This window comes from Streptomyces sp. BBFR51, assembly GCF_044591655.1.
Classification (GTDB): Bacteria; Actinomycetota; Actinomycetes; order Streptomycetales; family Streptomycetaceae; genus Streptomyces.
Window position 1 is genome coordinate 497,094 of the sequence record NZ_CP172448.1, and the last position, 13,083, is coordinate 510,176.

Here is a 13,083-nt window from a genome sequence, read left to right on the forward strand (position 1 = left end):
TGTGAAACTGCCGCGCCCCGGCGCACCGGACGCCCCGCGTCCGGACCTCGCCGCCGACGCACGGACACCCGCCCCGACCGGCCCGGCCGGAACGGCGCGCATCACCGACCTCGACGTGGTCGACATCCGTTTTCCCACCTCGCGCGAGCTCGACGGCTCCGACGCCATGAATCCCGACCCCGACTACTCGGCCGCGTACGTGATCCTGCGGACCGACGCGGGCGACGGGCTGGAGGGTCACGCCTTCACCTTCACCATCGGACGCGGCAACGACGTCCAGGCCGCGGCGATCGCCGCGCTGCGCGACCATGTCGTGGGCCTGTCCGCCCAGGCGGTGTGCGCCGATCCCGGTTCGGTGTACCGGGCCCTGACCGGCGACAGCCAACTGCGCTGGCTCGGCCCGGAGAAGGGCGTGATGCACATGGCCGTCGGCGCCGTCGTCAACGCCGTGTGGGACCTGGCGGCCAAGCGGGCGGGCCGGCCGGTGTGGAGGCTCCTCGCCGAGGGAGAACCGGAGTGGCTGGCGGACCAGGTGGACTTCCGCTACATCGAGGACGCGCTCACCCGCGAGGAGGCCGTGGACCTGCTGCGCCGGGGCAAGGACGGCGCCGCCGAGCGCGCGGCGCACCTCATGGCGCACGGCTACCCGGCCTACACCACCTCTCCCGGCTGGCTCGGCTACTCCGACGAGAAACTGGTGCGGCTCGCCGAGCAGGCGGTCGCGGACGGCTTCACGCAGATCAAGCTGAAGGTCGGCGCCGATCTCGCCGACGACCTGCGCAGGCTGCGTGCGGCGCGCGCGGCCGTCGGCCCGGACGTGCGGATCGCCGTCGACGCCAACCAGCGCTGGAACGTCGCCGAGGCCGTCGAGTGGACCAACGCGCTGGCCCCGTACGCCCCGTACTGGATCGAGGAGCCCACCAGCCCCGACGACGTCCTCGGGCACGCGACGGTCCGCAGAGGGGTCGCGCCGGTCAAGGTCGCCACCGGTGAGCACGTCCACAACCGGGTCGTCTTCAAGCAACTGCTCCAGGCCGGCGCGATCGACGTGCTCCAGATCGACGCGGCCCGCGTGGGCGGCGTCAACGAGAACCTGGCGATCCTGCTGCTCGCCGCGAAGTACGGTGTCCCGGTCTGCCCGCACGCCGGCGGCGTCGGCCTGTGCGAACTGGTGCGCCATCTCTCGATGTTCGACTTCGTGGCCCTGACCGGAACGACCGAGGACCGGGTGATCGAGTACGTGGACCATCTGCACGAGCACTTCAAGGATCCCGTGGCCATCGCGGACGGTCGCTACGTGGCACCCACGGCGCCCGGCTTCTCCTCCCAGATGCACGCCGCCTCGATCGCGGCGTATCAGTATCCGGACGGTTCCTTCTGGGCCGCCGACCTCGCCGAACGGCGAAAGGGGACCACCCTGTGAGTGAACTGAGTGAACCGACGAGTGATCTGTCCGGACTCAAAGCCCTGGTGACGGGCGGCGCGTCCGGCATCGGCGCGGCCACCGCCGGCCTGCTGGCCGACCGGGGCGCCGACGTCGCCGTACTGGACCTCGATCCGTCGCCGGTGGACAAGCCCCTGCGGGCCTATTGTGGGGACGTGTCCGACGACGCCTCGGTACGCTCCGCCGTCGCCGCCGCGGCCCACGAACTCGGCGGTCTCGACATCCTGGTCAACAACGCCGGCATCGGCGCGATCGGCACGGTCGAGGACAACGAGGACGCCGAGTGGCACCGGGTCCTCGACGTGAACGTCCTCGGCATGGTCCGCACCACTCGCGCGGCCCTCCCCCATCTGCGGGCCTCCGCGCACGCCGCGGTCGTCAACACCTGCTCGATCGCGGCCACGGCGGGTCTGCCGCAGCGGGCCCTGTACAGCGCCAGCAAGGGCGCGGTGCTGTCCCTGACCCTGGCCATGGCCGCGGACCACCTCCGGGACGGGATCCGCGTCAACTGCGTGAACCCCGGTACGGCGGACACCCCCTGGATCGGCCGCCTCCTCGACCGCGCGCCCGACCCGGCCGCCGAGCGGGCGGCGCTCGACGCCCGCCAGCCCATGGGGCGGCTGGTCACCGCCGGAGAGGTCGCCGCGGCCATCGTGTACCTGGCGAGTCCGGCCGCCGCCTCGGTCACCGGCACCGCTCTCGCGGTGGACGGGGGAATGCAGGGGCTGCGGCTGCGGCCTCAGGCACGGTGACGCGGCCGGGCGGCAGCGGCGCAGGCCCGTCGCTGCCGAGCCACGCCCTCGGTCGCGGCGACGTGTCCGTCACCGCCCTCGGTTTCGGCGCCGCGGCCGTCGCCGGTCTCTACACGCCGGTGAGCGAGGAGGAGGCGGCGGCCGCCGTGGACGCCGCCTGGGAGGCGGGCGTCCGCTACTTCGACACCGCCCCGCACTACGGGCTCGGCCTGTCGGAACGCAGACTCGGGGCGGCGCTGCGGGACAGACCCCGGGACGACTTCACGCTGTCGACGAAGGTGGGGCGGCTGCTCGTCCCGCACGACGGCGGCGGGGACGACCTGGCCAACGGCTTCGCCGTACCGGCCACGCACCGGCGGCGCTGGGACTTCAGCGCCGACGGGGTGCGCCGCTCGCTGGAGGAGAGCCTGACCCGCCTCGGGCTCGACCGTGTCGACCTGGTCCTGCTGCACGATCCGGACGACCACGAGGAGCAGGCCTTCCGGGAGGCCTACCCGGCACTGGAGGAGCTGCGGGCGCAGGGGGTGGTCCGGGCGATCGGCGCCGGAATGAACCGGACCCGGATGCTGACGCGGTTCCTCACGGACACGGACGTCGACGCCGTGCTCTGCGCGGGGCGCTACACCCTGCTCGAACAGGGCGCGCTGGACGACCTGTTGCCCGCCGCGACGGCGGCCGGCAAGAGTGTGATCGTGGGTGGTGTCTTCAACTCCGGCCTGCTGGCCGACCCGTCGCCGGGCGCCACGTACGACTACGCGGCGGCGCCCGCGGAACTCCTGCGCCGGGCCGAGCGGATGCGCGACGTCACCGAGGCCCGCGGAGTACCGCTGCGCGCGGCCGCGCTCCGCCTCCCGCTCGGGCATCCGGCGGTCGCGTCCGTCCTGGTCGGACCTCGGTCGGCCGCGCAAGTCGCCGACGCGGTGGAGCAGTTCCACCGGCCCCTGCCGGACGCCGTGTGGGAAGGGCTGCGCACAGAGGGCCTGCTGCCGGGCGGTGTACCGGTGCCCGTCGGGAGGCAATCATGACCGTCATCGACGCCCACCACCACGTGTGGGACCTCGGCGTACGCGACCAGGAGTGGATCACCGGCCCCGAACTCGCCCCGCTGCGGCGCTCCTTCCACCTCGCGGAACTGGCTGCCGAGGCCCGCGGCGCCGGGGTGACGGCGTCGGTACTCGTGCAGACGGTCACCGTGCCCGAGGAGACGCCGGAGTTGCTGGCGCTGGCGGCGGACAGCGAGTTCGTCGGCGCGGTCGTCGGGTGGACCGACCTGGCGTCGCCCGGGGTGGCCGACGAGCTGGACCGGCTGCGCTCGCTGCCCGGCGGCCGCTTCCTGCGCGGGATCCGGCACCAGGTCCAGGCGGAGCCCGACCCGGACTGGCTGACCCGGCCCGGGGTGCTGCGCGGACTGCGCGCGATCGCGGCGGCCGGGCTCGGCTACGACCTGGTCGTCCTCCCGCACCAGCTGCCGGCGGCGGCGAGGGCGGCGGCCGCCGTTCCCGGACTCACCTTCGTCCTCGACCATCTGGGCAAGCCGCCGATCGCGTCGGGGCAACTGGAACCGTGGACGGCCCGCCTGCGGGCGCTGGCCGCCCTGCCGAACACGGTGTGCAAGCTGTCCGGCATGGTGACCGAGGCCGACCCGCGGTCGTGGACGGTGGACGACCTCAGGCCGTACGCCGACACGGTGATCGAGGCCTTCGGTCCCCGCCGGCTGATGTTCGGCTCCGACTGGCCGGTGAGCACCTTGGCCGCCGGGTACGGCGACGTGGTGGCGGCCGTCCGGGAGCTGATCGCCCCGCTCGGCGCGGCGGAGCGGGACGAGGTGTGGTCCGGCACCGCGCGGCGCGTGTACGGGATGGCCTCAGTCCGCGCCGGGTGACCGGAGCCGGCCGCGGGTCACGTCTCCCGGAACCGGCCGAGCTGTCGCTCCAGGCTGCGGGTGAGATGGTCGGCCATCGCCTCGGCGGCGCGCTCGGCCCTGCGGCGCAGTATCGCGCGGACCACGCGTTCGTGCTCCGCGAGGGTCGGTGCCCCTTCGCTCTGGAGGCTGCTGAGGCGGAAGATGTGCAGGTGGGAGTGGAGCCGCTCCACCGCGTCCGCGAGCAGCGGCCGGTGGGCGGCCTCGGCGACCGCGTCGTGGAAACGCTGGTCCAGGGCGGCGAAGTCCCGGTAGGCCGCGTACGGTCCGGCGGGTCCGGGGTGGGCCTGCATGTCCTCCAGGATCGCCTCGACGGCGTCGAGTTGGGCGTCGTCGGCGTGGCGGGCGGCCAGTGCCGCGGCCCGCGGCTCCAGCAGCAGCCGCATCTCGAACAGCTCCTCCACGCCCTGCCGGGTGAGCAGTTCGGTCGCCCGGTACCCGGACAAGGAGCGCTTGACGACGAGACCGTCGGACTCCAGCCGGGCGAGCGCCTCGCGTACGGGGGTCGGGGAGACGTTGAGCGTGCGTGCCAGCGCCTCGATGCCCACGCGGGCGCCCGGGGCGATCTCGTGGTCCATGACCATGGCCTTGATGTTCTCGTAGACGCTGTCGGACAGCACCTGCCGGACGGGCGCCGCCGACGGTCCGCCCGCCTCGGCCGCGTCGTCGGAGACGGACCGCTCGTGTGCCGGCATCCGGGTCTCCTCAGTGTGCTGTGCATTACGGCGATCGCCAGTTTACCGAGGTGGGCGCGTGGTGAGAGGGCGTACGGTCACCCGCGCCGCCGCTGTGGGGCCACCGCTTCGAGGTCGGCGATCGTGCCCGACATGATCGTCCGCACGTGCTCGGTGACGAGCCGCGCCGGCCAGTCCCACCAGGCCACCGCCAGCAGTCGGGCGACGTCCTCGTCGGAGTACCGGGTGCGGATCAGACGGGCCGGGTTCCCGGCGACGATCCCGTAGTCGGGCACGTCCCGGGTGACCACGGAGCCCGCGCCGACGATCGCGCCGTGGCCGATCCGTACGCCGGGCATGACGGTCGTGCCGTGGCCGAACCAGACGTCGTTGCCGACGACCGTGTCGCCGCGGTTCGGCAGGCCGCCGAGCAGGTCGAAGTGCTCGGCCCAGGAGCCGCCCATGGTGGGGAAGGGGAAGGTCGAGGGGCCGTCCATGCGGTGGTTGGCGCCGTTCATGATGAACCGCGTGCCCGTCCCCAGCGCGCAGAACCCGCCGATGACGAGCCTCTCGGGGCCGTAGTGGTAGAGCACGTTGCGCGTCTCGAAGGCCGTCGCGTCGTCCGGATCGTCGTAGTAGGTGTACTCCCCCACCTCGATCAGCGGGGAGGTCACCAACGGCTTGAGGAGCACCACCCTGGGCTGCTCGGGCATCGGGTGGAGCGCCGTCGGGTCTGCGGGCACGGGCATGGCGGGTGGTTCCTCACGGTCGCGTGGCTTGACTCGGTTCCATGATCGCTGTCACGGCCTCCGGTGGACACCGGTTTGCCGGCCGGGGGGTGGTCCCCCCCCTGCCGGTGGGCGCGGTGACACCCCCCTGCCGGGGGCCAGTCCCACTGATCTTCCGCCAGGGTCCTGACAGGGTCGTCGACGGACGAACCGATCCGCCCGCTCCCGTCGGGCGACCACGACCAGGGGGAACACTCATGCGCCGCAAGCGCCTCGCCGCCGCAGTCCTGCTCGCCGCCGCACTCACCGGGGCGTTCGCGCCGGTGAGCGCGGCGGCGCACTCCGATCCGGTACAGCGGCAACTGGACCTGCTCACCGAACGCGACGGCGTGCCGGGCGCGCTCGCGTACGACGGCCGGACGACGCGCACCTCGGGCGTCGCGGACGTGGACTCGGGCCGCCCGATGGTCGACGAGCGGGGCAGGTTCCGGCTCGCCAGCGACACCAAGGCGTTCACCGCGACCGCCGTGATGCGGCTGGTGGCGGACGGCCGTCTCGGCCTCGGCGACCGCGCGGGCGCCTACGTGCCCCAGCTGGCCCACAGCACCATCACCGTACGGCAGTTGCTGAAGCAGACCAGCGGGCTGCCGGAGTACTCGGCGCTGGTCGACTGGACCCGGCCGGGCACGCCCGAGGACTATCTGGCCCTCGCGCTGGCCGAGGACCCCGACTTCGAGCCCGGCACCGGCTGGGGCTACTCCAACACCAACTACCTGGTCCTCGGCATGGTCATCGACGAGGTGTCGGGCGTCGGCTTCCGGGCGTACGTGGAGCGCACGATCCTGCGTCCGCTGCGCCTGGACGACACCTACTGGCCCGCGCCCGGCGAGCTGGCGCTGCGCGGCCCGCACGCCCGGAACTACGGCGTCCACCCGGCGTACCCGGAGGCCGGGAGGGTGGACGTGACCGAGCTGCCCGGGTACGAGTTCGGCGCGTCCGGCGGACTCGTCTCCACCCCCGAGGATCTCAACGCCTTCTGGGACGGTCTGTTCGGCGGCCGCCTCCTGCCCGGCTGGGCGGTGCGTCTGATGACGCGGGACACCACCGACGTCGGGGGCCGCGACGTCTACCCGGCGGGCAGCCGGTACGGCTACGGCGTCGCCTCGATCCCGCTCAGCTGCGGCGGCGCCTACTGGGGCCACGGCGGCGATCTGCCCGGCGGCTCGGTGGGCGGCGGGCGGGCCACGGGCGGCCGGGGCACCGTGACCGTCTACACCACGACGTGGGCGGCCGAGGGCGACGGCCTGCGTCATCTCCAGGGAGCGGTGGACGCGGCCCTGTGCGCCAAGGGGCGCTGAGCGCGGCAGCACGGCCGCGGGGGTGAGGAGTGTACGTTCGTACGCCCCACCTGTAGGCTCCCGCGCATGACTGTTGACGTACTGCGCCGGCCCGCCCTGGCCGAGCGGCGGGCTCGCGTGGCCGTCGCCGTGCTGTTCTTCACCAACGGGGCCCTGTTCGCCAACCTGCTGCCAAGGTATCCGCAGATCAAGGCGGACCTCGGCATCGGCAACGCCGCCTACGGACTGGCCGTGGCGGCGTTCCCGGCGGGGGCCATCACGGCCGGGCTCGCGGCCGGGATACTCGTGCGGCGGTTCGGCTCGGCGCGGGTGGCGGTCGGCGGCACGCTGCTGACCGGGGTGGGCATCCTCGCCGCGGGCCTCGCGGACTCGGTGGCGGTGTTCGCGGGGGCGCTGTTCCTGGCCGGGGCGATGGACGCGTTCACCGACGTCGCACAGAACGCCCACGGTCTGCGGGTGCAGCGCCGTTACGGGCGTTCCATCATCAACTCCTTCCACGCCATCTGGTCCATCGGCGCCGTCACCGGCGGGTCCATGGCCGCCGGTGCGATCGCGCTGGGCGTCGCCCGGGGCCCGCATCTGCTGTTCTCCGCCGTGGTGTTCGCGGTCGCGGCGTGCGCCGCCCTGCGGTTCTGCCTGCCGGGCCCGGAGACCGAGCCGGCCGGGGAGATTGACGCCGAGGACCGCGCGCCCGGGGAGCAGCGGGCTCCGGCCACGGGACTGCGGACCGGCTATGTGCTGGCCGCGCTCGTCCTCATCGCCACGGCCGGCACCCTCGTCGAGGACGCGGGCAGTTCCTGGGCCACTCTCTACCTCTCCGACTCGCTGCACGCGACGGTGGCGCTGGCCGCCTCCGGCTATGTCGCCCTGGTCGGCGCCCAGTTCGTCGGCCGCATCGTCGGCGACCGGCTCGTGGACCGGTTCGGCCAGCGTGCGGTGGCCCGCTCCGGCGCCCTGATCGCCGCGGTCGGCATGGGCCTGGCACTGGCCGTGCCGACGGTGCCCGGGACGGTCCTCGGGTTCGCGGCGGCCGGATTCGGAGTGGCGACGCTCGTTCCGGCGGCGATGCACGAGGCCGACGAGCTGCCCGGCCTCAAGCCCGGGTCCGGGCTGACCATCGTCTCCTGGCTGATGCGGCTCGGCTTCCTGCTCTCCCCGCCGGTCGTGGGACTGGTCGCCGACGCGGCGAGTCTGCGGGTGGGACTGCTGGTCGTGCCGCTCGCCGGGCTTCTCGTGCTGCTGTGCGCGGGAGTGCTCCGCCCGCGCCGACAGTGAGCCGTACGACCCGGGACGGCCTCGGGGCGGGCGACTTCGTGGCGGGCCGCCTCCCGCCAGGGAGTGTACGTTCGTACGCTTTCAGGGGTACGATCGGACGCATGCCGACGGACCACTTCGCGGGCGACCCGCGCACGAACCTCGAACGCATGCTGGCGGGCGAGCTGTACATCGCCGACGATCCGGAGATCGCCCGCAGGCAGCAGCAGGCCGTGCGGCTGGCCGCCCGCTACCAGGCCGCGTACGCGGAGGACACGGAGGCCGCGCGGCCCCTCCTCGCGGAACTGCTCGGCTCCCTGGGCGCCCAGGCACACGTACGGCCGCCGCTGTACGTCGACTACGGCAGCAACATCACCGTCGGTGCGCGCACCTTCGTCAACTACAACCTGACGGCACTGGACGTCGCGGCGATCACCATCGGCGAGGACTGCCAGATCGGGCCGAACGTCCAACTGCTCACTCCCACACACCCCCTGGAGGCGGAGCCCCGGCGCGACAAACTGGAGGCCGCCCGCCCGATCGTCATCGGCGACAACGTCTGGCTGGGCGGCGGCGCGATCGTGCTGCCGGGCGTGACCATCGGGGACAACTCGGTCATCGGCGCCGGAGCGGTCGTCACCAAGGACGTGCCGGCGAACGTCGTGGCCGTCGGCAACCCTGCCCGGCCGGTGCGGAAGGTGTAAGTCTGCTCCCATGGCAACCGGACACACGGATCCGCAGCGGCGTGAGCGCATCCTCGACGCCACCCTCGACCTGATCGCCGAGGAGGGCATCGCACGCGTCTCCCACCGGAAGATCGCGACGCGCGCCGGGGTACCCCTGGGCTCGATGACCTACCACTTCAGCGGCATGGACGAGCTGCTGCGGGAGGCGTTCGGCCGCTTCACCGACCACATCGTCGCGGTGTTCGACGCCCATCTCGGTGCCGCGGGCGACCGCGACCAGGCCCGGGCGGCGGTGGCCGACCTCGTGCACGAGCTGTCCGAGGAGAGCCAGCGGGACCTGGTGCTCACCCAGGAGCTGTACACGCTCGCCGCCCGCCAGCCGGCCTACCGGGAGCTGACCCACGAGTGGATGCGCCGCAGCCGTGTCCATCTGGAGAAGCACTTCGACCCGGACACGGCCCGGCAGCTCGACGCCCTCATCGAGGGCCTGACGCTGCACCGTGCCCTGGCCCGCGAGCCCCACGGTCGGGCTCTCACCCTGGAGGCCATCGCCCGCGTCACCACCACGGACCGGCGGGCACCCTAGCGGCCCGTGCGGCGCAGGCCTGACCCCCGCGCCGCACGGGCATCCCCTGTTCAGCAGACGCCGTCGCCCGGCTTGGGGTTGCCCAGGCCGAACAGCGGCCTCAGTTTGAGGCCCACCCAGGTGCCGGCCAGCGCGAAGGCTCCCCACAGCCAGCCGCTGAGGCTGCCCGAGGCGATGCCCGCCAGATAGGCGCCGATGTTGCAGCCGCCGGCCAGCCGGGCGCCGATGCCCATCAGTACGCCGCCGAGCACCGCCGCGACCGCCGTGCGCCAGGGGATGCCCCGGTGCAGCGCCCAGGTGCCGCCGACCGCGGCGGCGACGGCGGCGCCGATCATGATGCCGATGTCGGTGAGGCTGGTCTTGTCGGCGAGCACCGGGCCCGCCAGCATCTCGGCGTTGCCCGGCTGCCGCCACCAGGTCCAGTTCTCCGGGTGGCCGCCGAGCGCGCCCACCAGCTCCGAGCCCCACAGGCTGAAGGCGCTGGTGACGCCCCAGGCGCCGCCGGAGACCAGCAGGACGCCCGCGCCGAGCAGGGCCAGCGCGAGGGCGCCGGCGGCCAGCGGCCACGAGCCGCGCAGCGCCCGCAGGGCAGCGCCGCGCGCCGAGGGCACCGCTCCGAGGGGCGGCGGATTGCGGCGGGCCTGGATACGGCGCGAGACCACCACGACGAGCAGCAGCGCGGCGATGGTCACGCCCCAGGAGCCGAACCAGCCGATGTGGTCGGACAGCACGACGGGCTCCCAGGCCGGGAGGTCCTTCCACAGGTCGAACTGCCAGGCGGCGAGAGTGGCGCCCGCGACGAAGCCGCCGAGGGTCAGCACGATCGACGTCTGTCCCGAGCCGACGGCGAAGAGGGTGCCCGAGGCGCAGGCGCCGCCGAGCTGCATGCCGATCGCGAAGAGCGCCGAGCCGGCGAACAGACCGACGCCGATCGGTCCGGCGGACGGCGCCGGCTGGGAGCCGAACAGCCCGGTCTGGGTGCCGATGAGCAGCGCGAACAAGGTCGCCGTGGTGCCGAGCAGCAGGGCGTGCGCCCGCAGCCCGGAGCCGTTGCCGACGGCGACCAGCTGCCGCCAGGCGGAGGTGAAGCCGAACCGGGAGTGGAAGAGGGCGACGCCCAGGCCGAGGCCGAGCAGGAGCAGCACGCCCGGTTTGGCGCCGTGCGCGGACCACACGTACGCGGTGAGGGCGGCGGCGAGCAGCCCGGACACCACGAGCGGCGTCCGGCGCACCGGAGGCAGCGGCGGTGCCTCGGGCCGTGCCGAGGAGGTGGGCGAGGGGGCGAACAGGACGGCGGGCGGGCGCGGCGGCGCGGCCGGGGCGGACCCGGCCGGGGGTGCGGTGGTCACGGAAGATCTCCGGGGTGGTGCACGGGGACGGTGGGCACGGCGCTGGGCGGACCGGCGGCGGGGTTCACGCGGCCGGTCCGGAGTTCAGCGGCGACAGAGACCGTCGTCGACGCACCACGCCGAGTTCGCGAAGAGCGCGAGGCACAGCAGCGGAGCCGATGCAGACATGCGCTCGAATATACGGACGAAGGCCCTCCGGACGCCATGCCGTCTCGCCATGCGGATGGAGCGTACGAATGGCGAGACAGGCACGTACGAAAGCCGGGACGGACCGGCCGGAGCACCGGTGGGGCCCCGGGCGCTGCCGCGGGGCCCCGCCTCGTGACCGGGGACGGCTACACGGTGCGCTCCAGACGGTCCGCGACCAGCTTCACGAACCGGGCCGGGTCCTTGGGCCGGCCGCCCTCGGCGAGTACCGCCAGAGCGTGCAGCAGTTCGGCGCTCTCGGTGAGTTCCGCGCGGTCCCGCCGGTCGGACCAGGCCCGGTTCAGGGTCTTCACCAGCTGGTGCTCCGGGTTGAGCTCGAGGATCCGCTTGGCGCTCGGCACCTCCTGGCCCATCGCCCGGTACATGTTCTCCAGGGCGGGCGTCAGCTCACCCGCGTCGGAGACCACGCAGGCCGGCGAGACCGTGAGGCGGGAGGAGAGGCGGACCTCCTTGACGTCCTCGCCCAGGTGCTCCGTCATCCAGCCGAGCAGCCCGGCGTACTCCTCGCCCTGCTTGTCCTTCTCGGCGTCGCTCTTGTCGTCCTGCTCCCCGCCGAGGTCGATCTCCCCCTTGACCACCGAACGCAGGGGCTTGCCCTCGTACTCCCCCACCGCGTCGGCCCAGACCTCGTCCACGGCGTCGGTGAGCAGCAGCACCTCGACGCCCCTGGCCCGGAACGCCTCCATGTGCGGGGAGTTCTCGACGGCCTGCCGGGACTCGCCCGTCATGTAGTAGATGTCGTCCTGGCCGTCCTTCATCCGCTCCACGTAAGCCTTCAGCGTGGTCGGCTCGTCGGCGTCGTGCGTGGACGCGAACGACGAGGCGGCGAGGATCGCGGCACGGTTGTCGGAGTCGGTGACCAGTCCTTCCTTCAGGACGGCGCCGAACTCCCGCCAGAACGTGGCGTAGCGGTCCGGCGCGGACGCCATCAGGTCCTTGACCGTGGCCAGGACCTTCTTCGTCAGGCGGCGCTGGATCATGCGGATGTGGCGGTCCTGCTGGAGGATCTCGCGGGAGACGTTGAGCGAGAGGTCCTGCGCGTCGACGACGCCCTTGACGAAGCGGAGGTAGGGCGGCAGCAGTTCCTCGCAGTCGTCCATGATGAAGACACGCTTCACGTAGAGCTGGACGCCGCGCTGGTAGCCCTGGGTGTACAGGTCGTGCGGGGCGTGCGCGGGCACGAAGAGCAGGGCCTGGTACTCGAAGGTGCCCTCCGCCTGGAGCCGGATCGTCTCCAGCGGGTCGCGCCAGTCGTGGCCGATGTGCTTGTACAGCTCGTGGTACTCGTCGTCGGACACCTCGTCGCGCGGGCGCGCCCACAGGGCCTTCATCGAGTTGAGCGTCTCGGCCTCGCGGGCCTCGGCGGCGTCCGCGCCCTCGGCGCCCTCCTCCTCGCGAGGCTCCGGCAGCAGGCGGACCGGCCAGGTGATGAAGTCCGAGTACCGCTTGACGATCTCCTTGATCTTCCACGTGGAGGTGTAGTCGTGGAGCTGGTTGTCGGAGTCGGCCGGCTTGAGGTGCAGCGTGACCGCGGTGCCCTGCGGGGCCTCGTCGAGCCGCTCCAGGGTGTACGTGCCCTCACCGCGCGACGACCAGCGGGTGCCCTGGGCCTCGCCGGCGTGCCGGGTGACCAGGGTGACCTCGTCCGCCACCATGAAGCCCGAGTAGAAGCCGACGCCGAACTGGCCGATGAGCCCGTCGGCCCCGGCCCCGGCCACGTCCTTGGCCGCGTCCTTGGCCTCGCGCAGCTCCTGGAGGAACTGGGCGGTGCCCGAGTTGGCGATGGTGCCGATCAGCCGGGTGACCTCGTCGTACGACATGCCGATGCCGTTGTCCCGCACGGTCAGCGTGCGGGCCTCCTTGTCGACCTCCAGCTCGATGTGCAGGTCGCTGACGTCGGCGTCGGGGGCGTCGTCGCGCAGGGCGGCGAGGCGCAGCTTGTCCAGCGCGTCGGAGGCGTTGGAGACGAGCTCGCGCAGGAAGACATCCTTGTTCGAGTAGACGGAGTGAATCATCAGCTGCAGGAGCTGACGCGCCTCTACCTGGAACTCAAACGTTTCGGTCGTCATGGCTGGTGAGTACCTCACAGGTCCGCGTTGTCAGCACTGGCGTGAGCAACTTTAG

The 13,083-nt window shown here is 73.0% G+C and carries 12 protein-coding genes; 8 read left to right on the forward strand and 4 right to left on the reverse strand.

The window, feature by feature from the left end; all coding sequences use genetic code 11:
* Positions 1 to 100: 100 nt before the first annotated feature.
* The 4 genes from ACGH7X_RS02285 to ACGH7X_RS02300 are packed head-to-tail and all read left to right on the forward strand — an operon-like array spanning position 101 to position 4,078.
* Positions 101 to 1,423, forward strand: coding sequence for an enolase C-terminal domain-like protein (locus ACGH7X_RS02285; RefSeq protein WP_399896716.1), 1,323 nt, complete (start codon positions 101 to 103; stop codon positions 1,421 to 1,423).
* Entirely contained in the window at positions 1,420 to 2,196 is a 777-nt protein-coding gene (locus tag ACGH7X_RS02290) for an SDR family NAD(P)-dependent oxidoreductase (protein WP_399881029.1), read from the forward strand. The genes ACGH7X_RS02285 and ACGH7X_RS02290 overlap by 4 nt, the downstream gene beginning before the upstream one ends.
* 32 nt (positions 2,197 to 2,228) lie before the next feature.
* Complete coding sequence (locus ACGH7X_RS02295) at positions 2,229 to 3,221, forward strand: aldo/keto reductase (protein ID WP_399896719.1); 993 nt, start codon at positions 2,229 to 2,231, stop codon at positions 3,219 to 3,221.
* Positions 3,218 to 4,078 (forward strand): amidohydrolase family protein, encoded by an 861-nt coding sequence (locus tag ACGH7X_RS02300; RefSeq protein ID WP_399881031.1) that lies wholly within the window; start codon positions 3,218 to 3,220, stop codon positions 4,076 to 4,078. Before ACGH7X_RS02295 ends, ACGH7X_RS02300 begins: the two co-directional genes overlap by 4 nt.
* Before the next feature lie 17 nt (positions 4,079 to 4,095).
* Here ACGH7X_RS02300 and ACGH7X_RS02305 read toward each other — a convergent pair whose 3' ends face one another.
* Positions 4,096 to 4,812, reverse strand: a complete 717-nt coding sequence (locus ACGH7X_RS02305; RefSeq protein ID WP_399881033.1) for a GntR family transcriptional regulator — start codon at positions 4,810 to 4,812, stop codon at positions 4,096 to 4,098.
* Positions 4,813 to 4,889: 77 nt separating this feature from the next.
* On the reverse strand, positions 4,890 to 5,540 hold the full coding sequence (locus ACGH7X_RS02310; protein ID WP_399881035.1) for a CatB-related O-acetyltransferase: 651 nt from the start codon (positions 5,538 to 5,540) through the stop codon (positions 4,890 to 4,892).
* 236 nt (positions 5,541 to 5,776) lie between these two features.
* Here ACGH7X_RS02310 and ACGH7X_RS02315 point away from each other — a divergent pair, with 236 nt between their 5' ends.
* The 4 genes from ACGH7X_RS02315 to ACGH7X_RS02330 all read left to right on the forward strand — a co-directional run bounded on the left by ACGH7X_RS02315 (position 5,777) and on the right by ACGH7X_RS02330 (position 9,403).
* Entirely contained in the window at positions 5,777 to 6,877 is a 1,101-nt protein-coding gene (locus tag ACGH7X_RS02315; protein ID WP_399881037.1) for a serine hydrolase domain-containing protein, read from the forward strand.
* 66 nt (positions 6,878 to 6,943) lie between these two features.
* On the forward strand, positions 6,944 to 8,152 hold the full coding sequence (locus ACGH7X_RS02320; RefSeq protein ID WP_399881039.1) for an MFS transporter: 1,209 nt from the start codon (positions 6,944 to 6,946) through the stop codon (positions 8,150 to 8,152).
* A gap of 101 nt (positions 8,153 to 8,253) precedes the next feature.
* Complete coding sequence (locus ACGH7X_RS02325) at positions 8,254 to 8,835, forward strand: sugar O-acetyltransferase (RefSeq protein WP_399881041.1); 582 nt, start codon at positions 8,254 to 8,256, stop codon at positions 8,833 to 8,835.
* 10 nt (positions 8,836 to 8,845) lie between these two features.
* A complete protein-coding gene (locus tag ACGH7X_RS02330; protein ID WP_399881043.1) occupies positions 8,846 to 9,403 on the forward strand; it encodes a TetR/AcrR family transcriptional regulator in 558 nt (185 codons plus the stop codon).
* Positions 9,404 to 9,453: 50 nt separating this feature from the next.
* On the opposite strand, the gene ACGH7X_RS02335 is transcribed toward ACGH7X_RS02330, so the two are convergent.
* Entirely contained in the window at positions 9,454 to 10,752 is a 1,299-nt protein-coding gene (locus ACGH7X_RS02335; RefSeq protein WP_399881045.1) for a YeeE/YedE family protein, read from the reverse strand.
* 335 nt (positions 10,753 to 11,087) lie between these two features.
* Entirely contained in the window at positions 11,088 to 13,028 is a 1,941-nt protein-coding gene (gene htpG / locus ACGH7X_RS02340; protein ID WP_399881047.1) for a molecular chaperone HtpG, read from the reverse strand.
* Positions 13,029 to 13,083 lie beyond the last annotated feature (55 nt).